Origin of the sequence: Methanosarcina barkeri 3 (genome assembly GCF_000970305.1) — an archaeon.
Classification (GTDB): domain Archaea; phylum Halobacteriota; class Methanosarcinia; order Methanosarcinales; family Methanosarcinaceae; genus Methanosarcina; species Methanosarcina barkeri_A.
Map to the genome: position 1 here is coordinate 4,012,578 of NZ_CP009517.1, position 25,860 is coordinate 4,038,437.

Here is a 25,860-nt window from a genome sequence, read left to right on the forward strand (position 1 = left end):
CCACTAACTTGAGAATAACCTGATGTACTTGTTTGTTCGTTTCATCATCTTGAAGTTGAGAGATAGGTTTTATAGAAAAACTGTCTCTCCTTCAAACAAAGAATTACTTCAAAAAAAGAATAACTTCAAAAAAAGAATAACTTCAAAGAAAGAATAACTTCAAAAAAAGAATAACTTCAAAAAAAGAATAACTTCAAAGAAAGAATAACTTCAAAAAAAGAATAACTTCAAAGAAAGAATAACTTCAAAGAAAGAATAACTTCAAAAAAAGAATAACTTCAAAGAAAGAATAACTTAATATACAGTTCTTTTCATGAAGTTTTGTTTTACTAATATATGAAAAGGTTATCAAAAAAAATACGTTTTTGTAAATATTGAGTTACTAAAAATTAAAAGTTTAATCTTCATCCTGAAATTTATAGAATAAATAAGATGTAAGTCTTTTTATTATTTACTCTCAAAAGGTACAAGGTACACACCATCTGCTCTTTTTTGCCCTTTTACCAGCTCGCAATGCCTCAGGAGAGCAAACTGGTTCTCGGTTTCAAGAATAGATATTTGGAATTTTTTTGCAATTTCTTCCTTTTTTACCCCACCACTGGAGACGATAAATTCATAGATGGCTTTTTGCAGTTCAGTTAAGCCTTCCGTACCTTCAAGCCCGGCTTCCTTCCTGAAGAGTTTCTTGGAATAAGCTGCCCAGGGATCACAGGCCTGAATCTTATGGTGAGCTTCTATAAAACAATCTTCACAGAAAAACTTGCCTTCCTCTTCTATACAATCTTCTTTTTCCAGTTCACACCCACAAATGTGGCATTTGACAGGATTAGTTATCTCGTCGGTCAATATTTCACCTCATTTCTTCAAACATTCAATTCATCCAGAATTTTAAGGACTACCACAGATCCATATGCTACCGCAGGCCCACCAGCCATTACTATGGCAGTACTGACAGCTTCCAGAATTTCCTCACGAGTTGCTCCCAAACGTACAGCTTCAGGAACGTGCTTCCATAAACAGTATTCGCAACGCAGCGATACTGCGATCGCAACCATCATGAGTTCTTTCATTCTGGCACTTAATGCCCCATCCTTAACAACTTCAGAATGGAGACCAGATAGCGCATTCATTACTCCGGGAAGTTGGCCGGCCATATCTTTTAGCTTTTCGTCCATGTCGATTTTTTCGGTCATGTTTTAACTTCCTAAACAAATATTTTCTGTCAGGTTCTCACATTTTAAATAAATATGTTTTGAGAATAAATTAAGAATCAAAAGGTACAATACATATTTCGTCTCCTATCTGCCGCCATTTCACAAGCTCACAGTGCCTTAATATTGCAAGCTGGTTCCTTGTTTCCTGGGGTGTAAGCCCAAAAAGTTTGGAGATTTTTTCAGGCGTAACCGCTCCTTCCGTTTGTATAAATTCACAAAGTTCTTTTTGAATGTCTGTTAGACCTTCTGTACCTTCCAGACCATGACTTTTTCGAAAGAGTTTTTTAGAACGTACGGCCATAGGATCCGCAAACTTGATTCTCTGGTGCTCTTCCAGATAGCAGTCCTCACATATTGCCCTCCCGTTTTCTACAATATACTCATTTCCGGGAACTTCCTTCCCGCACACAGGACATACTATAAAGTAGGAAATACTTTGATCGAGCTCCCGGTTGCCAGATTTATTCGTTTTTACCAGGCCGTGAAACTCCAGATAACTAATGATTTCATATACTGTCGATCTGGATAATCCGTATCTTGCTTTTGCCTTTTTTATAACGTCTCGAATATGAAATCCACAGTCTATATGGGTTTCTTTTATGCATTCAATTATCCAGATTTCTTCTTCATCAAGTACAAGTTTCATCGAGTTCTCCCGTCAGACAACAAAAAACGGGGTTTTGGACTTTTCATGAGGTTTTAGATTTCCCCTTATTACTATGGCGAATTTTTGAATTGTGTTTTTCCAATTGATCTGTTTCTCTATAATGATGTAAGTAATAACATATTAAGTTATCGATATTTATATATAGCATACTTTTTTCTTACAAGATAAGAAAATTAAATATAAGAAATAATATACATGAAATTCTTGTTTTAATATGTTTTATATCCTAATCTTGGCTCCAAATTTCAAGTAAATGATATAGTACTGTATGCCGTGTGTAAATTATGTTAAATTATTAAGGCTTATAATACAGATTTTAGTGTAATCAAAACATATGAATCAAAACTTAATCCTGCTTACATAACGCAAAGGCGAAATGTATGGGGCTTTAGTGTTTGGAAAATCCCGGATAATAAAATGCAGCGCTCTTTGTGAAGATAATAGAAGTTATTTTCTTCAAATACAGTAAGTCTGTTTCTCTAATAGAGTAAGGGACTTAAATAGATCAGGCATTCAAAAAAAAACTTCACATATGTGATATGCTTGGATATAAAGAACACAAGACAGATATTGAAAATCACTACCTTTTCAAATACCTTAAACTCCGTTTTAAACGGATATATAACGCAAGTAGAAAAATTCTTAATTTTATAATATTTTAAATTTGGATACAAAGTGTTATAAAGCTTTAAATTCGGCTTCGGATTTTTATTTAATAATATAAAAATAAGTATGTTTATATGTTAAAATTTCCCAGTGGGTTTCGATTACAAGTAACATATAATTAAATCCCATCTAATACGACAAAATATGTAAAGTGAATTGGATAAATCAGTTTGTTTCTCATATTAAGTCTTTTAGACTGGGTATTTAAAATCGAATTTAATCTAGAATAAATAAGGAGAATAAACAATGCGAAAAACTATGTTAAAGACATTATGTATTTTCACTTTAGTCTTTTTTGTCCTGTCAATGACAGGAGCAGCATGTAGTAACAGCTGTAAAACGAAAACCGATGCAAGAAACGATACATTTACATGTAACTGTAAATCCAAGTCTTGTTGCTTTAATGTACTGAGTAATGACAAAGGATGCAACCTTAAGGTCGTAAAAACAGGATGTTTTACTACAGCAAAGGGTGGTAAGGTCTGTATGCAGAGTAATGGTAAATTCTGCTACACAAAACCAGCAAGTTGCAAAAACTCTTGCACTGACAGTTTCAAATACTGTGTAAAAGGTAAGGATGGAAAAACCGATTGTGCAACTGTTACAATTGCAGTTAAATGCTCTAGCTGTTCCAGCTGCACAACCTGCTGAAAGTACTCAAAAGTACTTGCTTCAGTAGGAATACTTTTGCAACCAAGCACATTAAAGGGAAAAGGAAGTATTAATCTTTCGGGATAAAATCCCAAACCCCTTTTAATGCTTTAACTTAATGATTTTACTTGAGTTATAATTTAGAGGTCAGGGATTACCTGTTCAATTAACCCGTGTTTACGGTTCTTTGCAATGTATTTTAAAATTATGCATAAAACAAGTTGATCCGAATTCCTTCATTCCTTCAAAAGAAAATTAAATTGAAAGCAATACTACTATGAAGAGTGATTTAGTAGAACTTAACAAAATACTATAAAATAGAGCTATATTTTCAATTCTATGATTACAATATTAAGAAACTTCCCTTTACAGAGAAGCAATGAAATAGATAACAATCAATAAAAGTTTTAGGTAGCTTCTGTCTGTAGCTGGCCATGTAGGTGAGATTTAGGTGGAGACTTCGAAGTGTTAGAATTAATATAAAATCATCCAGAATATAGCTATTTTTAACTTTGTTCAGCACCTTTACTTTCCTTCTTTATCAACTGTAAAAAACTAACTTTTCAAAAAGGTAAAGGAATGTAAATCAATATAAAAACTAGAGTTCTTCTGAACCCTATTCAAATCCTGCAATTACATCTTCTTTCTTTAAGGAGCCTGACCTGTTCTTCATAAGAGTCCACAAACTCGTCCTGAATGGTTTTTCCTGTCGCGAGGGCAGGATCGAGAGGAGTATGGTGTTTGTAACCTCGTTTTGTCATTTCCTCTACCAGGGCTTCATGCCTTAGATAAAGAGCTTTAAGCTTTCCCCTCCAGCGCATTGTTTCCGGATGATGAGCATAGGCTTTTTTATTGTTCGTGATTATAGACCAGAGAGCATGTAACTCACGGTGTTCCCCTAAAAGATGCTGCCTGCACATTTTCTCAGGAGATATGTCCCAGATTCTCATAAGATGAATTTCTAGCACATCTAAGAAAGGGTTTTCGGAGATGAAAAATAGTTCACTTAACACGAAAATTAAGACCTATGTTCTGTGTCTGATTCTTTATTCTTATACATATTTACATACTACACGAGAAGATATAGCCCATGAAACGTGGGACGCTCTGGTTTTCGGGAATTATTTTACTGGTCGTTACATACTTTTTATCCGCTCCTGCGCTTGCCCACGTGCCAATTTTCGGAGGGGAAGGCAAAAGTATTGAAACGGCAATCCAGATTGAAGATCCTTCGAAATCAAGAGTATTTTATGGGGAATTAGGTTCCGGGGATTTTAGGTATTATGGTTTTATTGTGGAAAAAGGAGAGAGAATTGTACTTGGGCTCACTATTCCTGTTGAAGATGGAAACAAGGGTTTTACCCCGCACCTGATTCTTATAGGACCTGGGCTTAAGGATGAAGGAAAAGTACCCGATAAACTGAAAGTGCCAGAAGGATACGGTGCAAAAGTTCTTTCCTACAACCTGCCTGAGAGCCCTGTGTATGAAGGATTTACCCCAAGCGCCTTTTACTCACCTGTTAAGCTCGATATCAAAGCTCCGGAAAGCGGAATGTATTATGCTGTAGTAGGAGCGCCACAGGAAACAGACTTGAGAGAAGAAAATGTGATATATGGAAAAGGTTTACAGGAAAGGGAAATTCCAGGGGAAGGAAATTACGGGCTAATTCTGGGGTACAGAGAAACTTTTACCTTGAAAGAATGGTTATCCATACCTTTGAATCAGATAAAGATATATCGTTGGGAGGGTCAAAGCCTGTTTTTGATTTTTACCCCACTTGCACTAACCCTTGCAGCCGGACTTTTAGCAATTTTCTTAAAAAGAGAAACTGTAGCAGAGTACAGTCCTGCACGCGTCTCAGGAATGCTTGCAGGCCTCTTTTTTTTGGGTACAGGAGTAACATATATTTGTCAGATGCTGATTTCGTTAAGTAAAAGTTCATATTCTTCAGGAATTGGCATTACTCTTTTTTTGATTTTGCTAAATATAGGACTTGGAATTATCGCAATAGCTTTAACCCTCAGAAATGAAAATTATGGTAAAGGATCAGCAAGAAAGCGACTTTACTTCTTTGGTCTGGGAATACTCGGGCTTTTATTCTGGGCAGGATGGTTTATAGGTCCTCTTCTGGCATTTGAAGCAGGATTGTTGCCCTGGAAGCTAAAAAGATAAAGCTTAAAGCCAAAATTAAGAAAACATCAGAGAAGATATTAGAAAAAATACTAGAGAAGATATTAGAGAAAATACTAGAGAAGATATTAGAAAAAATACTAGAGAAGATATTAGAAAAAATACTAGAGAAGATATTAGAAAAAATACTAGAGAAGATATTAGAAAAAATACTAGAGAAGATATAGATAAAACGTGTCCTGAAGACCTGAGAGGAAAATGGGTAATCACCTATTTTATCCTGGAGATATCACGCCAGGTTACAGTCTTGGCACAGCCTTGAGGCAAAGAACTGAAGACAAAGTAAGGACAGAAAAAGTAATATAAAAAACAAAAACTAAAGAAATAAGAATAAAATTATTAAAATTTTATTTTAAAATAAACTTGTTAAAAGGAACAAAAAGTAATATTATTAAAAAGGAACAAAGTAACCTTATCTTAATTTGATATCCAGCATTCTGAAAAAAATATGGCTGGTTAAGGCCCTTTCACAGTATTAACACTGCTAAGGAGTTTATTAATTTATTATTTAGTGGTGTGTCGTAGCCTCACGAGTGTGATATGTGTCAGCTCTTGTAGCGAAATAAATCGTATAAAGCGCTGCAAGCCCAACAATTATGTACACAATTCTCGAAAGTGTACTTCCTACCCCGAAGATGGCATCCACAAGGTTATAGTCGAAAAGCCCTATAAGCCCCCAGTTTAATCCACCTATTATAACAAGTATAAGTGCAATTAAATCCACTGGATTTCTTACTGCCATATATATCACTCCATTTTTATTTTATTTTTTTATATTTTATAATAGGAAGAAATATAATAACCCCGATATTAAAATTAGATGTACTTGTATTTATATGTGACTATTATAAAAATCTAGAACCTTTTAGAGAAAAAAAATAGAAAACTAGAAGTTAAATCTCACTATAGCCATGTCCTCGAGTTCAGGTTAAATAACCCATCCCCTTACAAAGGCTCACTGGTGAGTATCAGAACGTACCGAATAGACCAAATACTAAATATATAGAGATTACGTAAAAAATTAAATTTATAAATATTTTACCAGCTTTATAGTCAGAAATAGCTTGATACTCATTTTCATATAGCTCAACGTATAACCTGTACTTTATTGATTTTCGATTCCAATTATCAATGAACACACAAAATGATCCTACTAACATAATAAAAAAGCTAGACTTTGTTGCCAAATTGACAACAGTCGGATAACTTTTTATTATTAAAAAAGTAAGTATTATGCCGTCAAGACCTACGAAATATTTATAATAATTATCTAGAGAAAAGTAGTGCTGATTCATGTTTTTACACCGTATAAACTCCTATAATAAAAATAAAAACATCTAGATAAATATTAACTTAATGCTCCAATGCGAATTATGTTTACCTGCTGATTGATAAGTTTGAAGGCCAGTCTATCTAAAGAACTAGATCCGTTTTAAGCTCGAAGTCTAGAAGCATGAAAAGCACTTCAATCGTCTGGGAAAAATGCAAATCTAAGCTTCAATAAATTTGCATACATATCGACGGAAATTAACATTTTGACTACAAAATAAAACAAAAGTTAGTGTAAATTTTTTGGACAAAATTGAAAATTTCTACAGAGTCGAATATTTTGCAATATATGATTTAACGTCGAACTTTCTTTTACTACCTTCATAACTCATATATCTGATTTTTCCAAAAATTTCTCTTTCCTTCCAGGGACGGTCATGTACCCCTCCGATACTCCAGGCGATTCCGACATATCCATTCGGATCTCGTCCATCCAGTTCGTATTTATCATTCAGATAGATTGCAGTCTCGAGGGCCTTTTCTGGAGATTCGCTCCACTCGAGAATCTTCTTTGCCCAATACATCCGCATATAGCTGTGCATTTTTCCTCTTCTGAGGAGTTCTATCTGGCTGGCATTCCAGAGGGGATCGTAGGTCCTTCCTGTTTCTAATTCTTCCAGTGTAAAAATATGACTTCTTTGATCATGCCTGTGAGAGTTAAGGGTTTTCTTTGCCCATTCAGGAAAGCCATCAACACTATCATAAGAAGGATTATAATAGCAGAAATTATCGGCAAGCTCTTTACGCAAAAGGAGCTCATCGAGAAATACCCTTTTTGATTCCATGTCAGCTTTTGTTTTTTCTACTTTGAGAGCTACCCTTTGAGCTGAGATCTGTCCGAAATGCAGATAAGGAGAGAGATTGGATAAGGCATCTTTAGTTGGATCATTTCGCAGGGTAGAGTAAGAGTCAAGCTTATTAATAAGAAATTCATCCATAACTTTTCTTGCAGCTTTTTCTCCAGCTTCAAAAGGTACGAGTTCAGGTAAGAAACCGGCTTTTTCTTCAAGAAATTCCCCCGGAAAAAGAGTTCCACTTCCATTTTTTGGAACTTTTGGAAACACTTCAGATTCTCCTGAACTCGCGGTAATTTCAGGAAATTCGGGATTTTCTTCGAGCTCAGGATATTCCGTAAGGAATTCAGGAAGGAGCTTTAAGAACTTAGGACGAAAAGTATGGGCAGCGTATTCCTGCTTATTAGAAGCTTTCCAGCAGGGAACGACATTATGGGCATCAACCTCAAAGAAGGGTACATTAATGCCTGATGCAACTTTTTCCGTCCATACCCTCTTAATTCTCAGTGGACTAAAATCAGTAACAAGAGTTCCAATCTCATATCTCTTAACAAAATCCGGTATTTCTTCTTCAGGATCTCCTCGAAGGAAAAAGAATGGAATTTTATTCCTTGCAAGAGTGGCTTCAACTTCTTGCAGCCCTTTGAGCATAAACTCATATTGTCTTCTTATAGCTCCCAGAAATTTATCTACCAGACAAAAAACAACAAAAACAGGCACGTCGGCTTCCAACGCTATTTTTCGGGAAAATAGAAGAGCCCAGTTGTCCTCAACCCTCTGGTCACGGCTCATCCAGTAAGCAACAGGTCCTTTGCCTGGTTTCCCGGATAGAATGGTCCGAATACGTTCAGGGTTCATTACTATTTTTTGGGATCCGGAATATATAGAGCTAACATAATGATAATAAAAAGAAAGATAATTTTAAACAAAGATCCCGAATCAATTTAAGCAGGAGTTTTAGAAAGATTTCATTGATAATTAAAACCTTAAAAATTTTAAAACTCAAAAACCTGCCCATCATATCCAAGGGGCAAAAATAAGGCTTCGATATGGTGAGGACGAAATAGGTGACTGAGATGAGTCAAAGCTACTTCTTTTGCATTGAGCTGCTCTGCAAGTGCCATAGCCTCTTCTGAATTCATGTGTTTTTTGATATGGATGTTAGGAGGTACTATAGCATCGGCGACAAGAAGGTCAGGATTTTTCATAAGCTCCAGGCTAGCTTCAGGAATTTCTGAGTTTGTATCTCCTGTGATCACTATTTTTTTATCGCCTTCCCGAATTATAACCCCTGCCGGAACTTCCACAGGGGGGTGGTTAACCTTAAAAAGAGTGAACTGCAGCCCGATTAGCTCGAAAGGCTCATAGAGCTTCACATAATGATACCTGGGTTTCAGGAAGGAGACGTACCGGTTTATATATTCAAGGGTTTCCCGAACCCCATAGACATCAACCTTATTTTGAACCCTGTAGAACTCTCCAAATCCGGAGTAGTGGTCGTAGTGTCCGTGTGTCCAGATCACTCCGTCTATACAGGACAGATTTTGTTTGAGAAATTGCTGCCTTAAATCAGGGCTGGTGTCAATGAGGATCTTACCTTTGTCGGACTCTACAAGGATAGAAGAACGAAGACGCTGGCTTTTTCCACCATTTCGGGCGTCTTCACAGGCAGGACAATTGCATCCGATCTTAGGAGTTCCAACCGCATCACCGGTCCCAAGCAATGTTAGCCTCATCTTACTTCTTCCTTTCGTACTCTTCGGATTTGAGGCCAGCCCTCTCATTGAAAGAGTCTACGGCGTCCAGCAGGTCCTGCTGAGTAAGTATTTTACGCTCTTCAAGAAGAGCACTCAGAACAGCTTCCCTTATAACTACGCGCAAGTCCGAGCCTGAATACCCATCTGTCAATTCTGCAATTACCCCTGTATCATAATCCCCTTCAATATGTCGAGTTACGATATTCAAAATATCTTTACGCATCTCAAGGTCAGGGAGAGGAAAATGAACAATCTCGTCAAAGCGTCTCCATGCTGCGCTATCAAGCATGCGGGGATGGTTGGTCGCGGCAATAAGAAGAACTCCGTGATCCACAAGGCTGATTTCATCTATGGCCTTCAGGAGAGTATTTACTGCCCGCTTGATGGCAGCATTCTCGTCAGACGTTCTTGCTTTTGCTACGAAATCCAGCTCATCTATGAAAAGAATGCAGGGATTCAGCTTCTTTGCGAGCAAAAAGACTCTGTCAATGTTCTTTGCAGTCTCACCAAGGTACTGGTCTGTTATCATGGAGAGTTTAACTTCCACAAACGGGATTGAAAGCCGTTCTGAAAGTGCACGGGCAACAGACGTCTTTCCGGTTCCTGGTGGACCGACAAACAGAAGTTTTCCGATATCATGAAGGCCGATTTCCCGCAGGTATTCCCTGTGATCGATGGCTTTCGTAATCTTTTCAACTTCGTTCTTTTGTTCTCCGGTAAGCACAAGGTCTTTGACTTTTTGCTTTACATCCTCAGGGGCAATAATGACCACGAGTTTCAGCATATCTTCGCCTTTGTCTTCTTTCCGGATATCCGCTACCAGGGACTCTATCCATTCCCTGTCGACTTCCTTGGGCCTTATTTTCGCCTTTGCAAGTGCATAGTTTGCAGTCTCACCCTGTCTTATTTCTCCAAAGTAATAAGCCAGAACAGGGTTACTTTCAATCCTTTCCTGAGAGCCTTCCTGCTTTTCAAACCATTCCGCAGCAAGTTCGAAAGCGCTCAGACGAAGTTCAAAGTGAGACTTGTCAGTACTTATGAAGGGGACGTTCCTTACAATTTTTTCAACATCCTTAAGCCCGTACAGTTTTTCAATTCGGATAAACGTGGCTGTGATGGGTTTGGGAACTGTTTTTTCTGTGCTGTTCCAGTAATTTTTTCGAATGTTCTTTGGAAGATCATTTACATCCAGCTCTGGATAGCGATTATAGATCTCTGCGGTTAGCAGTAGTTCTACGATATCTAATATAGCGCCTGACATGTTTTTACCTGTTGCGTGCTTGGATTAATCCACTATCAAGTGTTGGGCACTCAAATGCGGTAAGTTCTTAAATCCTTCTTTAATTTGTTAAACCTAGTAATTGGTTTTCTTTAGTGATAAAATTTACGAAGCAGTCGGCAGTAAAAAGAAAAACCGACTGGAGATGATAACTTTATCTAGCAGAACACGTTATCATCTACTCTATCTCTTTTGGGAGTCAAAGCATATTTCCGGAAAAAGCATCTGCTGTCTCCGGAAAAGTGTCTCACTTTCAGAGAGTGATTGTGAATTCTGGAAATAACCGAATTATCCCCATGAGATGTACTCGTGTACTAGAGAGGATCCGACCTATATAGCTTATTTCTGGAATGCCACGGCATTATCAAAACTTCTGCATTATCAGAACTAGTATATTAAAACTATCATTCCTAAGATCTCTCTATCTAAGGAAATCCAGAATTATCCCTAGAGAGGAATATTGTATGACAAGAAAACAGCTCTATTCAGGGAAAGCAAAAACTATCTATGAGACGGATGATCCTGACACCCTTATTAGCGAATTCCGAAACAGTCTGACTGCGTTCAACGGAGAAAAGAAAGGGGAAATGGAGAAAAAAGGGTATTACAATGCCCAAATCTCAAAAAAACTCTTTGAGATGCTCGAAGCCGAGGGAATAAAGACTCATTTTGTCGAAATGCTTTCTGACATTGATATGCTTGTGAAGAAAGTCGAGATTATAAAAATCGAGGTCATTGTCAGGAATATTGCCGCAGGTTCGATTACAAAAAGATACCCAATAAAAGAAGGCACGAACTTCAAGTCTCCGGTACTTGTTTTTGACTTCAAAAACGATGAATATGGAGACCCAATGCTGAATGATGACATTGCTCTTGCTCTTGGACTGGCAACACCGGAAGAACTTGCCACACTCCGGAAACTGGCCCTGAGAATCAATAGCCTGCTTGTGCCCTACCTGGACAAAAAAGGTATCTTACTTCCGGATTTCAAGCTAGAATTCGGAAGGAGGAACGGAGAAATCATCCTTGCAGACGAGATTTCCTGCGATACTTGCAGGTTCTGGGACAAAAAGACCGGGCAGTCCATGGATAAAGACGTCTTCAGGTTTGACAAAGGCGACATTTCCAAGGCTTACGAAGAAGTTGCACGTCGCATAGTGCCTGAAATATTCGAATAAATATGAAAAAGGCCAGGAAACTTAAACAAGCCGGACAAAAGGCTTTAAAGTTTTCCTACCTGTTTATTTTTGTTTTAAATAACAAGTCAGTAATCTAACTCTTATTTACGTTACTTCTGTTGTTACACAATTTTCGGTTAGCACTGTTTCTATTGTTACGCAATTTTTGTAATTACACTGCCTTTATTTACACTGACTATGCTTTGACACTGACTATGCTTTGACACTGACTATGCTTTGACACTGACTATGCTTTAACACTGACTATGCTTTAACACTGACTATGCTTTAACACTGACTATGCTTTAACACTGGCTTTTGCTTTTAATTATTTTTTAAAAAAGAAGTCCAGAGTGGTTTGAAAGCGAAAATCCGAAAGCATCTTTGCCTGCTGTACCCATTCGGATTTTGGTGTGTTTATCCTGCCCGTTAGATCTGAAACTGCAGATTCGAGAGAATCGAATTTTTTTGGAGGATTCTGAAGAGCTTTTCTCATACCCTCCCTGACGACCCAGACTCCGAGAGGAGCCCAGTAGTCCGGAGTTATCTCCCGGAGTACGAAGACCGAGGCTTGCCTTTTGATTTCTGTCAGATATTCAAGTACAGGCAACCTTGAGGCATAATAACCCCCAGCCAGAGAAGAATAACCCTTTTTTCCATCATAACCCTCACTGTCCTCTCCAATCCAGCTTGATTCTCCAGACCAGACTGCTTTTGGGAGCCAGATTTCCATAAGTTCGAAGGCATAAGCCCGTGGAAGGACGAGGACTTCAAAATGGTTTCCAAAATGAGTCCCGCTAAAAAGCTGAATCTCCGAGATCCAGGGAAAATCCTTTATGCGGCCTGCAAGTTCCTTTCCTGCCATATCATCCACAGCTGTAATTGACCAGCGTGTTGGCACGATTTTTCTTTCTTTTCCGAGAAGGCCGATTGAGAACAGGCGAGTAATATGTTCAGCCGGAATATCCCCTTTATAGAGTTCAAGCACGGCATCTTTTGCCAGGGCATCAGTGTCGTAGACAAGGTAATCGACTTTTTTCGGAACGTTCGGATTTTCTGCAAGCTCAAAGTTTTTGACAAGCCCTGATGGACCCATAGGCGTCAGTACGGCATCGAATTTGAGTTCCTGTTTAGGGGCTTTAAAAAACCAGGCTTCTGTATCCACCGGTTTTCTGGAGAGGGCAAGTTCCTGAGCCTTTACAAGGAGAGGGTTTTCTTTGCTGCGAGCATCTTTTACACGAAAGTTTGTGTTTGCCCTGACCATACGGGAACGCATGGAGATAATGTCTTCAATCTGCATATTTGCCCAGGCTGAGGGGTCTTCAAAAAGCGAGGCTTCGCTTTCTTTTGCCAGAGGAGGAATGAGCGGGCCTGCCGAAACCCTGGGATAACCATAGCTTCCGACAAAAATAGCTGGGGGAGATGCTCCAAAAACCGAGTCTCCTGAGATTGCAGGAACAATCGACTGTAAGGACTTGAATTTTTCAAGAATCGGACAACGGGGACGTCCACAAAGTCCTTTTCCTTTACATTTAATACATAGCGTTCCATTCACTTTAAATCCGTATCCTCGCAGATAATACAGGCTTTAGCTTCAGGAGCGTTCCTGTATAGCCAGCCGGATTTCTGAACAAACCTGCAAACATTGCACATGCCTTTTACCTTTTCCTGAGAGGATAAGTCTTTATTTACAAGCACTGATGCAAATTTCCGAATTTCGTATTGAGTCTCCTCGGAAAAACCGACTTCTGCCCCACGTTTTTCACTCACGTACTGGGATACCGCAGCCCTTGAAAGTTCCAGGATGTCCGCTACATCCTGCTGCGTGCACCCATGTTCAAAGATCATTGTTCTGGAAAGTTCTGCCCTAATTGCAGGCAAGACTTTCTGTACCATAATTTCACATGTTGTTTTCATGGGAGACCAACACCGCATAAACCAAGTAAATTTACGAAAGATTCTCTTAACCAGTTCATATTTATAGATTTCTTATCAATTATGTATCCTTATACTTTTGTTTTTGAGTAGAAGTATCTCGTAATTTACCTGAAACGCATGCTATTAAAATACCGACAAAAATATATGCAATTCCAGACCTGAAAATGTTATTGTTACTTCTCAGATCCGGTTTATTCCTGAGGCTCGTCAGGGTTTAGTTTTTAATCTGTTCAGCAGAGAAACCCTTTTCCATGAGGACTTCTTTCATGCGGGTCAGGTGATTGCCCTGAAGTTCCACAGTATTTCCTTTTACCGTACCGCCGCATGCAAACTTTGATTTAAGATAAGTGGACAGTTCGTGAAGATCTATTTCACTTGCGTCGAAACCTTCTACAACGGTAACTTCTTTGCCGTATCTTCTTCGGTTAACTTTTACAGTAATTCTCTGTTGCTCTTTTGCAACTTCTTCGCAAATGCAAAGTTCTTTTGGAAGCCCACATACTGGGCACATTCCGCTGCTCATTTGTTGATATATCCTCCGAATTTGTAATCATTGTATATGTAATTTACATCTAAAAATAACTAAATAGATATAAAGTACTTATCAATGAAGGTATTAAAGCCTAATGGTATTTTTCAGGCATTTTATATTGAATTACAGATAATAACCTGAACTTCTTGACAATATAAAAGGCCAGCCAGAGCTTTATTATTTTTCAATTTTTTTATATATTAGTATATTCGTTTAATATTCGTTTAATATTCGTTTAATATTCGTTTAATATTCGTTTAATATTCGTTTAATATTCGTTTAATATTCGTTTAATATTCATTTAATATTCGTTTATAATGTTCATTTATAATATTTATTCATAAAGTAAGTTTAATAATTATATTCTTAGTGAATATTGCAGATTGGTAAAAACTGCAAACGAAAAGTGGAATATTTAAAGGAAATTCAAAAGCTTAACACTTTGGAAACGCGGATCTAAGCCGAAAAATTGAAAAAACTAAAAAGCTAAACAAAGCTTAAAATCACTGATTTTTCCGGAAAGAACCTTTCACACCCAGCGATAAATTAGATATATCTTGAATTCCATCTCTTTCTTTAACCTTCATGGATATATATGTACTTCTATTATATAAATATAGCAGTATAAAAATATGAGTTACACTAATAAATCGGGGGCACCTGATGAACGAATTAAACGAGTTAATAGGTTTCGTAAACGGAAACAATATAAGACAAAAAGTACTCTCCTTACTTTCTTCAAAAGGAGAAATGGAAGGGAAAAGAGTTTCAAAAACCCTGAGAGTTGCACATCCCACCGTTGCAAAAACTCTCGACGAACTTGAACAGAAAGAATTGATTGCAAAAAAGGAAGAAATGTATTCCCTTACTGAATCCGGAGTAAAAGTGGAAAAAATGATCCAGCAAATATAACCTTAAAATATAGCTCTTTTACCCATTTTTATTTTAAATCCTTTTTTACCTTTAGCTAATCCAAAACCGGTTTTATTCTCAATCAATAAAAACTCCAGGATCATTCTTTTCTCAAAAGGTCTGCGAGCACGCAGATAGAGATTGAAGATAGATATTAACTTAGAAATCTAGGGTTTTCGATCAAACCTTTTCTCAAAAGGTTTGCGATCAAACTTTTTCTTAAAAGGTTTGCGGCCAAGCAGTTTTTTGAAAAGGCTTGGGTTAGAAATGTTTATTTAATTCTTATCCCTTTATGTCGACATAGACTGTTAACGCTAATACTAAAACTCTTGAATTTAATTGAATAATCAAAAATCAATAATCTATTAAGAAAAACCAGAGCTTCGATATTCAAAAAAGGATTAAGCATCAGAGGCAAGGCAATGTTACCTGAAGAAGACCTTAAGATTATTAAAGAAGAATTAGGGCGAGAGCCCACCCTGGTAGAACAGGGCTGCTTTTTAAATTTATGGAGCGAACACTGTTCCTATCGCTCAAGTGCTCCTCTCCTGAAAACTTTTACCAGTACTGGTGAAAACGTGATTATTGGCCCGGGGGACGATGCTGCAATTATAAAGTTCGATGATGGCTATGTACTTGCCATAGGCATGGAAAGCCATAATCACCCTTCATATGTCGACCCCTATAATGGGGCTGCTACCGGAATAGGAGGCATTGTAAGGGATATAATATCAATGGGAGCTCGCCCAATAGCCCTTATGGATCCACTCTATTTCGGACCTCTGGACACTCCAAAAAATATGTTCCTTTTTGAACAGATAATTAAGGGAATTGCAGGGTATGGAAACTGCATAGGAGTGCCAGTCGTCAATGGCGAAACTTTCTTTGATAGAAGATACAGTGGAAACCCTCTTGTAAACGTGGTTGCAGTAGGGCTCTGCCGGGAAGAGGAGGTCATAACTGCCCGCTCCCAGAAAGCCGGAAACAAGATTGTACTCGCAGGTTCCAGCACAGGAAGAGATGGACTTGGAGGAGCTTCCTTTGCCTCCAGGGATCTTTCCGAATCAGCCGAAGCTGAAGACCGCCCAAGTGTTCAGGTGGGCGATCCTTATACTGAAAAACTTGTAATTGAAATGACGCTGGAAGCCATGAGGAAGGGATATATAAAATCCTGCAAAGATCTAGGAGCTGCCGGTCTTGGAGGGGCAAGCTCAGAACTGGCTGCAAAGGGAGGACTGGGAGCCCATATTATTGCAGATGCAGTACCCCAGCGCGAACCCAATATGAACGCGTATGAAATCTTACTTGCAGAATCTCAGGAACGCATGGTCTTTGAAGTAACTCCTGAAGACGTTGATGCCGTACTTGCTCTGGTAGCAAAATACGACCTTAATGGGGCTGTAGTGGGATACTTGACAGAAGAGCAAAATTATACGGTTGAATTTAAAGGAGAAATCGTTGCAGATATCCCGATTAATTTCCTGACAGGTGGAGCTCCGACCTGCGAAAAACCGTCAATAACTCCTATTTCCCCGATTGAAGAAAATAAAGCTCCCGAAATTCCGGAAGACCTTAAGGCAGCCTTCCTGAAAGTTCTCTCTTCTTACAATATTGCCTCAAAAGAATGGATCTACAGGCAGTATGATCACGAAGTCCAGTTGAGAACAGTTGTCAAACCCGGAGAAGACTCAGGTGTGCTCAAGATAACCGATAAAAAAGGACTCGTACTTTCTTGCGGCTGCCAGCCAAGAGCTACCCTGCTTGACCCCTATAACGGAGGAAAGATTGCAGTAATTGAAAATGCCATGAACCTTGCAGTAAAGGGGGCCGACGGGCTTGCTATTGTAAACTGTCTGAACTTTGGAAACCCAGATCGCCCAGAAATTTACTGGCAATTCAAAAACGCTGTACTTGGGCTTGGAGATGGAGCAAGGGAACTCTCAATCCCGGTCGTTGGAGGAAATGTTTCCCTGTATAATGAAAGCGATGAGTTTAAGACCGCAATTCTTCCAACCCCTTCGATAGGAGTAATAGGAAAAGTCAACCTTGAGACTCCTCTTCCTTCAGGCTTCTTTGCAAAACCCGGAGATACCATCATCCTTGTAGGAGAGACAACTGCGGATATGGGAGCTTCAGAATACTATACCTGTTTCGGGGCCCAAAATGCCGGAAAAGTTCCTTCTGTCCCGAAAAATGCTCCTGAGATAATAAAAGCCGTAATTGAAGCAGTAAGAAGCGGAAAACTCAGTTCAGCACACGACCTTTCACTTGGAGGAATTGCCGCAGGACTTGCGAGGATGTGCAAGAACTCCGGTGCAAAGGTAGATTTGAGTGAAATTTCAGAATTAAAAGCTGAAGAATTATTATTCTCAGAAGCTCCGGCAAGAGCTCTACTTGTCACAGGCGAACCCGAGGCTGTGCTCGGAATCCTCAAAAATGTGCCTCATACGATAATCGGCAAAGTAGAAGGCAATTCCCTTGAGATTAAAGGAAAAGACCTCAAGATTTCCATCTCCCTCAAAGAAATCTCCGACGCATATGGTAGCCTTACAAGGTTTATGATGGGATAAGAGATTCCCTCTTATTTTTTAGATTTCATCCCATCTTTTATTTACAATTTTTTTTCAACAATTCATTCTGAAAATTCAAAAATTTGTTTTTGATCTGTTTTTGATATATTTTTGATCCGTTTTTTGACCTTATTCTCAGTATTTTTGTTCATTGCAAGTTTTAGAATTGACATAAAAAATAGTTTTGAGTTAACCAAAACAATAGTTTTTAGTAGGTTTCCATACTAGATTACTGTGTTATGAAAGCTGTATGCATCTGTATGGGAGTGCATCTGCCTTACAGTCCCAAATGGTACTGGCCTGTAGAAGGGTTTTTCGGGGTGCCTGAAATGGATCGGTATTTTGACCGGAATAATATTTTTTCAAAATTTTTGAAAACAAGCCGACAGTTTTTACGCCTTAATGATATAATTATGGAGTCCATAGAAAAAGGGGGAAAATATTCCTTTGATCTATCCGGGCCATTCCTTAGACAGTGTCGATGGGACCCCGAACTTCTTGAATCATTCCACGAACTAGGGGAAAATGGGAGCGTAGAATTTACAGGGAGCTGCAGTTATCACTCCCTGAGTTCTCTGTATCCCGATCTTTCATGGTTTAAGGAAGAAGTGCTCATGTACAGAGAAATGCTTCGGGAATTACTGGATATCACTCCTGAAACCTTCGTAAACACAGAGCTTCTATACACCAAAAGAGTAGGGAAAATTCTTACAGATCTGGGTTTTAACTGTCTCATCACCGAGGGGTCCAGGAACCTGATGAACGGATATGACCCTGTACATGTCTTTGAAAATAACCTTCCGACTTTGTTAAGGCATATAAACCTTAGCGAGGACCTAGAACTGCGCTTTTCGGAAAAAAACTGGCAAGGCTATCCTCTTATTCCGGAAAAATTCGCGGACTGGATTGCCAGCATGGAAGGGGATATCCTTACCCTTTATTTTAATTATACAAGCCTCTGCTTTCACTATAGAAATAAAAGCATGATAGACGATTTTATAAGGATGTTTCCAGAAGCCCTAAAGTCCAGGGGCATCGACATGCTCACACCTTCCGAAGCTGTCAAGATATTTGAACCCTTAAGACTTCCTACCCTGGGAACCGAACAGACAATCCGTTATGGAGTGAATAACGCATTAGGTAATCATGCTCAGCAGCTTTACTTACGAGAACTGGTAAGAGTTCAAGAAGAACTCTCAGAGCTTAAAGAAAATAAGAACTATCGAGAACTTAAACAAATATTTGGTTACCTTCAACAGAGTGAAATTTTTTTCTCTATGAACTCCGGGAATATCAGGGAAGGGTATGAAAGGGCTGTCAATTACTTTTCCATCCTGTCCGATTTCAGGAGAGCTGTGCTGGAGGAGGGAGTATGACTTCGGTTTGTATATATTTTCAGGTACATCAGCCTTTCAGACTGCGCAGGTTCTGGCCTGATGACCGAACAGGTTTTTTCCGCTATTTTGACGAGAGAAGCAACAGGGAGATCTTTGAAAGAGTAGCCCGGAAATGCTACATTCCCACAAACAGACTCCTCCTGGACTCTCTTGATGAACATAAAGGAGAATTCAGGTTTTCTCTCTCGGTTACCGGAACCCTGCTCGAACAATGCGAACTCTGGGAAAAAGATACCCTAGAAGGGTTCAGACAGATGGCAGAAACCGGAGCAGTAGAATTTCTGGATGAAACATTTTATCACTCCCTTTCAAGCCTTTTTGAAGACAAAACTGAATTTATTGAGGAGATAAAAGAACACAGGGAACTTATGTTTGACCTTCTGGGAGTTAAACCTCAGGTATTTCGGAATACCGAATTGCTTTACAATAACACCGTAGCGAAGCTTGTTTCGGATCTCGGGTACAGGGCAATCCTTACCGAAGGAGCGGACCATATGCTTGATGGAAGGTCTCCCAACGTACTTTACAGGGCAAAAGGTTCGGGACTTCCAATTATCTTCAGGAATTACAAGTTGAGTGACGATATAGGATACAGGTTTTCTGCAAGGTGGTGGGAAGGATATCCTCTCACTGCAGAGAAATGGGCCTCATGGGCTTCAGGGAATAATGAAGATTGTGTTAATATTTTTATGGACTATGAGACTTTCGGAGAGCATCAATGGGAAGAAACCGGGATATTCTCCTTCCTGAAAGACCTTCCCGGAGAAGTGCTAAAAACTCACCTGGACTTCAACACCCCTCTTGAGCTTGTAGAGAAATATTCACCTGTAGCTGAGATCGATGTTGGGGACTTTTCCACAATTTCCTGGGCTGATATGGAACGTGATACAAGCGCGTGGCTTGGGAACGATATGCAAAGGCGCTGCTTTGAAGAAATAAAACTACTCGAACCATTTGTAAGGAGGACAGAAGACCCTGAAATCCTGCGTATATGGAAGCATCTGCTGACTTCGGACCATTACTACTATATGTGTACCAAATGGCTCGGAGATGGGGATGTACATTCATACTTCAGTGTTCACTCAACACCTTTCGATGCAGCGGTTAATTTTATGGCTGTAATTATGGATTTCAAAGCACAAATATTCAGAAAACTTAGCATAATAGCTTAACTAAAGAACACATACTAACTCATGGGAGTCAGGTCACATGGTAAGAGACTTATTCACGTTTGCAGGTTTCAACGAAAACTCGCAGATTGTATGGTTTAAGATAATCTACTCGAAAGAACCCGGATCTCTGTCTTTAATAACTGATTTTCTCGAAAAGAAGAATGCGTTTATTATTTTTGGTCATCTGGATAATATCACACAGAAAACCGGAGAATACTCGGTATTTACCGAACTCAATAAAGATGTTGATCCTGAGGATTTCGCTCTAAAAATAAAAGAACTTGAAGTTGTAAATGAGGTAGAGTACGGGATTTCAGAGTACGGGATGGTTTATTCAGTGGACTTCCCTCTAAATGTTATAGGAGTCAGGGGAGTTATGGCAAGGGCACTTACAATTGTTGATATCATTAAAACTCTCAATCAGAGTGCCCCGCATGCAGAAGGACTTCTCACTATTTCAGGACTTAAAGGTGGAACTCACGCTGCAAAGTATTTCAAGAGTATTCTGGATCTAAATGACAGCAACTTTGCAAACGTGCTTGCAGAACTTTTTAAAGGTGTAGGATGGGGAATTCTTGAAATCGAATGTGATCCCAGAACTTACGAAGGAAGAATCATTGTGAAAGACTCGTTTATAGCTGATGTCTACGGAGAATCAGACCAGCCGGTTTGTACCTTTATGAGTGGTTATTTTGCAGGTTACCTGACCGAATATTTCGGGAAAAACATAAGTGTGAGGGAGGTAAGCTGTAAAGCTACAGGAAAAGAATTCTGCGAACACATAATCTCACCGGCTCCATCGGGCGGTACAAGCCAGGAATACCAGCTGAGAGGGGAGATGCGGTGATAAAGCAACCCAATGTCATTCTTGGAAATGACGAGCTGCTTGTAACAATGGGAAAAAAAGGAGACATTATAGGTTTTTTTTACCCCCGTAGAGACCATGCTCAGCATGTCGAGGAATCCTTAGCCTGTATTCATACAGGAGAAAGGCTTCTCTGGACCAATGATAACGAGTGGAGCGGCATCCAGAATTATGTGGAGGACACAAATATTGTGTCAACAAAACTTTATCATGATTCGGGAATCCGGATTTCCATTCTTGACCTTGTACACCCTGATGTGCCTGTCCTTATCCGCAGATTTAAAATTCAGTCCCAGAAAAAGCTTTCAGGAAAATTTTTTTATTATTCGAACTTTAATGTGGGAGAAACCTCCAAGAAAAACTCCGGATTCTGCGATACCGACACTCACTTGCTCGTACAGTACTGGCAAAACTATCATATAGGGATATACTCCCAGCCAGAATTTACCGAATGGCAAATCGGAAAGGCAATGGATACTATATGGTGGACGAACTCCAAGTATGATATGGAAGATGGAAAGCTCCAGAGGAATAAAGAAGACATAGGAAACATTAATAACGCGGCTGGTTGGGATCTTGAACTGGAGGCTGACGGAGCAAACGAGTTTGTCATTCTTATAGGCGCCGCTTCTTCCCGACGCCTCCTGTATAAGAGAATGCAGGAGCTCTCAAAATTACCTCTTGAATATATTTTTGAAAAAACGAGGGAACACTGGGTTATGTGGCTCTCCAGAAAGCAGGTTATAAAAATCCCAGGGTTAGAAGAGTACGATAACCTGCGTCAGGAGCTGTTCAATGCATACAATCGGGCTCTTCTCATGCTTTACCTCCTTAATGACCGCGAATATGGGTCTTTTGTAGCTGCTCCCGAATTTGACTCAAACTTCGAGAAATGCGGAGGGTACGGATTCTGCTGGAACAGAGATGCCGCAGAAATCGTACTTGCACTAAGGCACTCAGGTTATCCAGAATACTGCGATATGTTTTTTAAATGGTGCATCCAGACTCAGCTCTCTGATGGTTCATGGTTTCAACGTTACTGGTTAAATGGAGATATTGCTCCCTCCTGGGGCAATTTTGAGTACTCGACTCAGATTGACGAAACCGGATCTACGCTATATGCTATGGATGTTTACTATAGGATTCTCGAAGGCCTGAAAAAAGCTGAATTTCTGGAAGAGGTCTGGGTCTCGGTTCTCAGAGCTGCCGAATATCTGATGAAGCGGACAAAGTCAGGAATTCACGAAAGCTGTATGGATCTCTGGGAGACTTACTACGGAATTTTTACATATACGAATGCTTCAATTTATGCCGGGCTCATGGGTGCTTCCCACCTCGCTGAAGAAAATGGGGAAGCTGGCATGGCAAGGCGCTGGAAGAAGAGAGCGGAGTTCATAAAACAGGCTACAATTGACCGTTTCTGGCTTCAGGAAGGTTACTTTGCAAAAGGAGTGATTAACGAAAAACTGGACAAAACTATTGATGCAAGTATTCTCGGTACCTATGTTCCTTTTGGAATGCTCTCTCCAAAAGATCCGATTGAGAAAGAAATGATCCAGTTCATGATAGATAACATTCAGAAAAAACTCTCAGTACCCGTAAACCACGGTTATGGTATTAAAAGGTATGAAAACGACAGTTACATAAACGGAAATCCGTGGATAGTAACTACTCTCTGGCTTTCGGAAGCGATGTTCGCCTTTGCCCTTGACCTTCCCTATGAAAAAACAAGCTTTGCCCCCACTCTCCCCACACATGAAAATTCCTATGAAAAAGGAGAAAACCCTGAAGAGAAAGTGAAAACACTGACCAATGAAGGAATTAAATGCCTCAAATGGGCTCTTGCCGGAGCAACCAGTACAGGATTACTTCCTGAACAAGTGGACCAGTCTACAGGCAACCCTGCATGGGCAATCCCTCTCGGATGGAGCGCATCTCTAATACTTAACAATATTCTGCTCCTGGACAAAATCTGCAGGAGAAAAGCAGGAAATTCAGAATAAAGTTGAGAAGTAACAAAAGGGAGAGAACCTAATAAGTAGAGAGAAGGATTGAAAGGTATAAAAAGTAGGAGCGCAGGAGAGCATTGAAAACCTGAAACCGGTAGTGGGAATATTAGGGCTTCTGAAATGAACGTAGTAAAAGTGCTTAATTATTTTAACACTAATTTTACTATGCAGACCTATTCTAACCGGTACTTGTTTAGTTATAAAGCTCATCCATATCCTGAGTTGGTTAAAATTAGGAGAACTGCATAGAAAAGTCCCCCGCTCCTCTTTGTCCTTGAACTTTTCGTATTCAATTTAAGGTTTTATTTGCTTTCAGAATATGTCCCTGATCTACACTCATTTTACTATTACATAACCTGTTTTCGTTACTGTATTACTGCCTGCAGTATTGCTTACAGTAAGTGCAACTGTATAATTCCCTGCTTTGGAATATTTATGCATTATATTCTGCTTGGTTGAAGTTGTCCCGTCTCCGAAATCCCATTTCCACTTCGTCGGTATTCCTGTACTTATGTCAGTGAAAGCGACATTAAGTGGTGCTTTTCCTGATGTAACACTACTGGTGAAGTCTGCAACCGGTTTTGTTACAACTTTTATATAGTTTGTTTTTGTTACCGTGTTACTACCTGCAGCGTTTTTTACTGTTAAGTTTACAGTATATTTTCCTGCTTTAGAGTATTTATGAACTGGATTCTGGTTGCTTGAAGTAGTTCCGTCTCCAAAACTCCATTTCCATCCAGTAGGCTTTCCTGTGCTTGTGTCAGTAAATTTAACGTTTAACGGTACTTTTCCTGATGTAACACTGCTGGTGAAGTTTGCAACAGGTTTTGCTGTCACTTTTATGTAGTTCACTTTTATTGTTGTATTGCTGCCTGCAGCATTGCTTACTGTCAGTGTTACTGTGTAATTTCCTGCCTTAGAGTATTTATGGGTAGGATTACGCTGTGTTGAATTTGTTCCGTCTCCAAAATTCCATTTCCATGATGTTGAGTTTTTAGACAATTCTGTAAACTGTACTGTTAGGGGGGCATAACCACTGGTTACGTTACTACTGAAGTTTGCAACAGGTGTTTTTAGTTCTGGTTCTTCTGAGATAGTAGCCATATAGATGTCTGATGCTCTATAGCGCCCATATGTCCATACTATCCTGTTATTATAGATAGCAGGATTAGTTGCTAATCCACTGGCTGTGACCTGAGTTTCTTGGGAGGTATAGATATCGTACATATAGATATCTGGGCTTCCATTGCGATAATCCTCCCATACTATCTTATCACCGTAGATTTTAGGATTGTCTGCTGATCCACTGGTAGTAACCTGAGTTCCTTTGAAAGTGGAGAGATCATACATATGGATGTCCCCATAATTCCCATTGGGATTCAGCCAAACTATCTTGTCGCCATATATAGAAGGACTGATTCCTTCAATAGTAATATTGTTTTTTCCATTAGTAATCAAAGTTTCAGTTTGAGTGGAATTGTTGTACATAAAGATCTGGGGATATCCATTGCGTCCATCCTGATATACTACCCTATCACCGTAGATAGCAGGATTAAATGATGATCTCCAAGTGCCGAGTTGAGTTATATTGTGGAGGTAACGAGTGGAAATGTCGTACATGTAAATGTTGACGGTATTTGTACCATCTTCCCACACTATCCTGTTACCATGGATATCCTGGCTGCCAGCGTTACGTGGTGGTTTAGTGATAAGAGTTTCTTTTCTCGTAGAGAGATCATACATGTAAATATCCCAAGAGCTAATATAATTGTCATGGTCTTTGTGTCCATTGCGACAATCTGTCCATACTATCGTATTACCGTAGATTGCAGGACATGGATGTGGTCCACTGGCACCAAATTCAGCTTCCTCTTTTTTCGTGGAGAGATTGTACACATGGATGTTAGATGCGTATTGATTACTGTAGTCCTCCTCCCAGACTATCTTATTGCTGTAAATATCAGGTCGAGTCGCTATTCCACTTGTTGTGATTTGAGTTATATTGATATTGGGCGAAGCACTTTGCTCAGTAGCTGCCGATGCCATAGACGAAACAAGAATTAAAAACGAGATCAGAGCTACTGACACCAAGCACAATGAATGCAGTTTTTTGTTAGTTATCATTATTCTACTCCTTAATTTTTCATTTACATTTTATGCAAAAAATGATAATACCGTGAAAATACGTCAATTTATAAAATGTCTCTTTTTAGTCACAATGTTGTAAAAGTATTCGAATTAGAAAAAATATATTAATGAAAGAATCTAATTGAAGTTGATTAGCTTGAAATAACAGCATTTGAGCACAAAAATGTAAAATTGAGATATCTAAATTCAGAGAAAAATTTAGAAAAAAGTTAAGAAATCAAATAGTGAATGTCGTTATTGAAATCATGAGTATGAAGAAAATTTCCAATTGTAGATAAATAGTAATTTCAAACCCAAAATTACTTCTCTTAATCAAACTATTTGAAAATTACTTGATTTTCGGAGCACAAAAATAGATCTGTAATTTTATAGATAAGGAATAAAACTATTTTTGGGATAAACTCATCCAAATTAGATATAAATTAGGAAAGAAGATAGACGCTAATAGCATGCAAAGCACTGAAAAATTGCGTCCTTAAATTTTTCTCCTACGATTTCTAGTGTTGATAGTGGTTTGGGATATTTTTGGAAATTCCCATACCTTCTATCTAAATATAGACTTTTTTGATTTAAACTTTGGTTTTCTTAGTT

The 25,860-nt window shown here is 38.9% G+C and carries 21 protein-coding genes; 9 read left to right on the forward strand and 12 right to left on the reverse strand.

Going from position 1 to position 25,860, the window contains the following annotated elements:
- Window positions 1-447 precede the first annotated feature (447 nt).
- The 3 genes from MSBR3_RS16375 to MSBR3_RS16385 form a co-directional block, all read right to left on the reverse strand.
- Complete coding sequence (locus MSBR3_RS16375) at window positions 448-846, reverse strand: LIM domain-containing protein (protein WP_048109222.1); 399 nt, start codon at window positions 844-846, stop codon at window positions 448-450.
- A 17-nt stretch (window positions 847-863) separates the two neighbouring features.
- A complete protein-coding gene (locus MSBR3_RS16380) occupies window positions 864-1,193 on the reverse strand; it encodes a carboxymuconolactone decarboxylase family protein (RefSeq protein WP_048109223.1) in 330 nt (109 codons plus the stop codon).
- A 70-nt stretch (window positions 1,194-1,263) separates the two neighbouring features.
- A complete protein-coding gene (locus MSBR3_RS16385; RefSeq protein WP_048109224.1) occupies window positions 1,264-1,860 on the reverse strand; it encodes a B-box zinc finger protein in 597 nt (198 codons plus the stop codon).
- 933 nt (window positions 1,861-2,793) lie between these two features.
- Here MSBR3_RS16385 and MSBR3_RS16390 point away from each other — a divergent pair.
- On the forward strand, window positions 2,794-3,198 hold the full coding sequence (locus tag MSBR3_RS16390) for an Ig-like domain-containing protein (protein ID WP_048109225.1): 405 nt from the start codon (window positions 2,794-2,796) through the stop codon (window positions 3,196-3,198).
- Window positions 3,199-3,818: 620 nt separating this feature from the next.
- On the opposite strand, the gene MSBR3_RS16395 is transcribed toward MSBR3_RS16390, so the two are convergent.
- Window positions 3,819-4,148 (reverse strand): pyrimidine dimer DNA glycosylase/endonuclease V, encoded by a 330-nt coding sequence (locus tag MSBR3_RS16395; protein ID WP_048109226.1) that lies wholly within the window; start codon window positions 4,146-4,148, stop codon window positions 3,819-3,821.
- 140 nt (window positions 4,149-4,288) lie between these two features.
- On the opposite strand from MSBR3_RS16395, the gene MSBR3_RS16400 reads away from it, so the two are divergent.
- Window positions 4,289-5,371, forward strand: coding sequence for a hypothetical protein (locus tag MSBR3_RS16400; protein WP_048109227.1), 1,083 nt, complete (start codon window positions 4,289-4,291; stop codon window positions 5,369-5,371).
- 526 nt (window positions 5,372-5,897) lie between these two features.
- Here the strand turns inward: MSBR3_RS16400 and MSBR3_RS16405 are convergent.
- From MSBR3_RS16405 to MSBR3_RS16425, 4 genes are all read right to left on the reverse strand, one after another.
- Window positions 5,898-6,131 carry a DUF378 domain-containing protein gene (locus MSBR3_RS16405; RefSeq protein WP_048109228.1) on the reverse strand — a complete coding sequence of 78 codons (234 nt, stop codon included), beginning with the start codon at window positions 6,129-6,131 and terminating at the stop codon, window positions 5,898-5,900.
- 850 nt (window positions 6,132-6,981) lie between these two features.
- Window positions 6,982-8,370, reverse strand: a complete 1,389-nt coding sequence (locus tag MSBR3_RS16415) for a deoxyribodipyrimidine photo-lyase (RefSeq protein ID WP_048109230.1) — start codon at window positions 8,368-8,370, stop codon at window positions 6,982-6,984.
- A 137-nt stretch (window positions 8,371-8,507) separates the two neighbouring features.
- Window positions 8,508-9,248, reverse strand: coding sequence for an MBL fold metallo-hydrolase (locus MSBR3_RS16420; RefSeq protein ID WP_048109231.1), 741 nt, complete (start codon window positions 9,246-9,248; stop codon window positions 8,508-8,510).
- A 1-nt stretch (window position 9,249) separates the two neighbouring features.
- Window positions 9,250-10,530: an ATP-binding protein gene (locus tag MSBR3_RS16425; RefSeq protein ID WP_048109232.1), complete on the reverse strand. Its 1,281-nt coding sequence runs from the start codon at window positions 10,528-10,530 to the stop codon at window positions 9,250-9,252.
- A gap of 482 nt (window positions 10,531-11,012) precedes the next feature.
- On the opposite strand from MSBR3_RS16425, the gene purC reads away from it, so the two are divergent.
- Entirely contained in the window at window positions 11,013-11,726 is a 714-nt protein-coding gene (purC, locus tag MSBR3_RS16430; RefSeq protein WP_048109233.1) for a phosphoribosylaminoimidazolesuccinocarboxamide synthase, read from the forward strand.
- A 328-nt stretch (window positions 11,727-12,054) separates the two neighbouring features.
- Here the strand turns inward: purC and MSBR3_RS16435 are convergent, their stop codons facing one another.
- The 3 genes from MSBR3_RS16435 to yciH form a co-directional block, all read right to left on the reverse strand.
- Window positions 12,055-13,281 carry an Nre family DNA repair protein gene (locus MSBR3_RS16435; RefSeq protein ID WP_048109234.1) on the reverse strand — a complete coding sequence of 409 codons (1,227 nt, stop codon included), beginning with the start codon at window positions 13,279-13,281 and terminating at the stop codon, window positions 12,055-12,057.
- Entirely contained in the window at window positions 13,278-13,643 is a 366-nt protein-coding gene (locus MSBR3_RS16440; protein WP_048109235.1) for a transcriptional regulator, read from the reverse strand. The genes MSBR3_RS16435 and MSBR3_RS16440 overlap by 4 nt, the downstream gene beginning before the upstream one ends.
- Before the next feature lie 235 nt (window positions 13,644-13,878).
- Window positions 13,879-14,187 carry a stress response translation initiation inhibitor YciH gene (gene yciH, locus MSBR3_RS16445; protein ID WP_011032808.1) on the reverse strand — a complete coding sequence of 103 codons (309 nt, stop codon included), beginning with the start codon at window positions 14,185-14,187 and terminating at the stop codon, window positions 13,879-13,881.
- A 672-nt stretch (window positions 14,188-14,859) separates the two neighbouring features.
- On the opposite strand from yciH, the gene MSBR3_RS16450 reads away from it, so the two are divergent.
- The 6 genes from MSBR3_RS16450 to MSBR3_RS16475 all read left to right on the forward strand — a co-directional run bounded on the left by MSBR3_RS16450 (window position 14,860) and on the right by MSBR3_RS16475 (window position 23,115).
- Window positions 14,860-15,108 (forward strand): winged helix-turn-helix domain-containing protein, encoded by a 249-nt coding sequence (locus tag MSBR3_RS16450; RefSeq protein ID WP_048109236.1) that lies wholly within the window; start codon window positions 14,860-14,862, stop codon window positions 15,106-15,108.
- Window positions 15,109-15,530: 422 nt separating this feature from the next.
- Complete coding sequence (gene purL / locus MSBR3_RS16455; RefSeq protein WP_048109237.1) at window positions 15,531-17,678, forward strand: phosphoribosylformylglycinamidine synthase subunit PurL; 2,148 nt, start codon at window positions 15,531-15,533, stop codon at window positions 17,676-17,678.
- A gap of 239 nt (window positions 17,679-17,917) precedes the next feature.
- Window positions 17,918-19,054, forward strand: coding sequence for a glycoside hydrolase family 57 protein (locus MSBR3_RS16460; RefSeq protein WP_048109238.1), 1,137 nt, complete (start codon window positions 17,918-17,920; stop codon window positions 19,052-19,054).
- Window positions 19,051-20,247 (forward strand): glycoside hydrolase family 57 protein, encoded by a 1,197-nt coding sequence (locus tag MSBR3_RS16465; protein WP_048109239.1) that lies wholly within the window; start codon window positions 19,051-19,053, stop codon window positions 20,245-20,247. Before MSBR3_RS16460 ends, MSBR3_RS16465 begins: the two co-directional genes overlap by 4 nt.
- 37 nt (window positions 20,248-20,284) lie before the next feature.
- Window positions 20,285-21,094 (forward strand): V4R domain-containing protein, encoded by an 810-nt coding sequence (locus MSBR3_RS16470; protein WP_048109241.1) that lies wholly within the window; start codon window positions 20,285-20,287, stop codon window positions 21,092-21,094.
- Window positions 21,091-23,115, forward strand: coding sequence for a glycoside hydrolase family 15 protein (locus MSBR3_RS16475; protein WP_048109242.1), 2,025 nt, complete (start codon window positions 21,091-21,093; stop codon window positions 23,113-23,115). Before MSBR3_RS16470 ends, MSBR3_RS16475 begins: the two co-directional genes overlap by 4 nt.
- Before the next feature lie 342 nt (window positions 23,116-23,457).
- Here the strand turns inward: MSBR3_RS16475 and MSBR3_RS21655 are convergent, their stop codons facing one another.
- Window positions 23,458-25,245, reverse strand: a complete 1,788-nt coding sequence (locus MSBR3_RS21655) for a PKD domain-containing protein (RefSeq protein ID WP_080942347.1) — start codon at window positions 25,243-25,245, stop codon at window positions 23,458-23,460.
- Between the last annotated feature and the right edge of the window lie 615 nt (window positions 25,246-25,860).

Excerpts from the sequence above, each read along its gene's own strand:
- MSBR3_RS16380 (WP_048109223.1), bottom strand. The coding sequence starts at position 1,193 with ATGACCGAAAAAATCGACATGGACGAAAAGCTAAAAGATATGGCCGGC.
- MSBR3_RS16385 (WP_048109224.1), bottom strand. The coding sequence starts at position 1,860 with ATGAAACTTGTACTTGATGAAGAAGAAATCTGGATAATTGAATGCATA.
- MSBR3_RS16390 (WP_048109225.1), top strand. The coding sequence starts at position 2,794 with ATGCGAAAAACTATGTTAAAGACATTATGTATTTTCACTTTAGTCTTT.
- MSBR3_RS16395 (WP_048109226.1), bottom strand. The coding sequence starts at position 4,148 with ATGAGAATCTGGGACATATCTCCTGAGAAAATGTGCAGGCAGCATCTT.
- MSBR3_RS16400 (WP_048109227.1), top strand. The coding sequence starts at position 4,289 with ATGAAACGTGGGACGCTCTGGTTTTCGGGAATTATTTTACTGGTCGTT.
- MSBR3_RS16405 (WP_048109228.1), bottom strand. The coding sequence starts at position 6,131 with ATGGCAGTAAGAAATCCAGTGGATTTAATTGCACTTATACTTGTTATA.
- MSBR3_RS16415 (WP_048109230.1), bottom strand. The coding sequence starts at position 8,370 with ATGAACCCTGAACGTATTCGGACCATTCTATCCGGGAAACCAGGCAAA.
- MSBR3_RS16420 (WP_048109231.1), bottom strand. The coding sequence starts at position 9,248 with ATGAGGCTAACATTGCTTGGGACCGGTGATGCGGTTGGAACTCCTAAG.
- MSBR3_RS16425 (WP_048109232.1), bottom strand. The coding sequence starts at position 10,530 with ATGTCAGGCGCTATATTAGATATCGTAGAACTACTGCTAACCGCAGAG.
- purC (WP_048109233.1), top strand. The coding sequence starts at position 11,013 with ATGACAAGAAAACAGCTCTATTCAGGGAAAGCAAAAACTATCTATGAG.
- MSBR3_RS16440 (WP_048109235.1), bottom strand. The coding sequence starts at position 13,643 with ATGAAAACAACATGTGAAATTATGGTACAGAAAGTCTTGCCTGCAATT.
- yciH (WP_011032808.1), bottom strand. The coding sequence starts at position 14,187 with ATGAGCAGCGGAATGTGCCCAGTATGTGGGCTTCCAAAAGAACTTTGC.
- MSBR3_RS16450 (WP_048109236.1), top strand. The coding sequence starts at position 14,860 with ATGAACGAATTAAACGAGTTAATAGGTTTCGTAAACGGAAACAATATA.
- purL (WP_048109237.1), top strand. The coding sequence starts at position 15,531 with ATGTTACCTGAAGAAGACCTTAAGATTATTAAAGAAGAATTAGGGCGA.
- MSBR3_RS16460 (WP_048109238.1), top strand. The coding sequence starts at position 17,918 with ATGAAAGCTGTATGCATCTGTATGGGAGTGCATCTGCCTTACAGTCCC.
- MSBR3_RS16465 (WP_048109239.1), top strand. The coding sequence starts at position 19,051 with ATGACTTCGGTTTGTATATATTTTCAGGTACATCAGCCTTTCAGACTG.
- MSBR3_RS16470 (WP_048109241.1), top strand. The coding sequence starts at position 20,285 with ATGGTAAGAGACTTATTCACGTTTGCAGGTTTCAACGAAAACTCGCAG.
- MSBR3_RS21655 (WP_080942347.1), bottom strand. The coding sequence starts at position 25,245 with ATGATAACTAACAAAAAACTGCATTCATTGTGCTTGGTGTCAGTAGCT.